We start from the raw sequence: 514 nt of genomic DNA, 5'->3' as shown, positions 1-514 counted from the left end.
GACACATTTACTACACACAGAGGTAGGGATACTAAATGGAAACAAAACTATTAAGGATAGCAGAATTAGCAAAATCTGATCCGAAAATGAAATTTACATCTATTGTACATTTACTAAATAAGCAATCATTAATGCAATGTCATCTTGAATTACCTAATAAGAAGGCAACTGGGATTAATGGCACAACTAAAGAGCAATACAGTGAAACACTAGAGGAAAATATAGAGGATTTAGTAAGTAGGCTTAAAAGTAAAANAAGGACACATTTACTACACACAGAGGTAGGGATACTAAATGGAAACAAAACTATTAAGGATAGCAGAATTAGCAAAATCTGATCCGAAAATGAAATTTACATCTATTGTACATTTACTAAATAAGCAATCTTTAATGCAATGTCATCTTGAATTACCTAATAAGAAGGCAACTGGGATTAATGGCACAACTAAAGAGCAATACAGTGAAACACTAGAGGAAAATATAGAGGATTTAGTAAGTAGGCTTAAAAGTAAAA

1 pseudogene is annotated in these 514 nt (G+C 31.4%); it reads left to right on the top strand.

Features of this window, described 5'->3' with window-relative positions:
• Positions 1-294 precede the first annotated feature (294 nt).
• A pseudogene (locus FG384_RS19635) lies at positions 295-514 on the top strand (group II intron reverse transcriptase/maturase); the annotation flags it as partial.

It is taken from the genome of Psychrobacillus vulpis, from assembly GCF_006861825.1.
Lineage (GTDB): Bacteria > Bacillota > Bacilli > Bacillales_A > Planococcaceae > Psychrobacillus > Psychrobacillus vulpis.
This window is presented reverse-complemented; position numbering and strand designations above follow the sequence as displayed.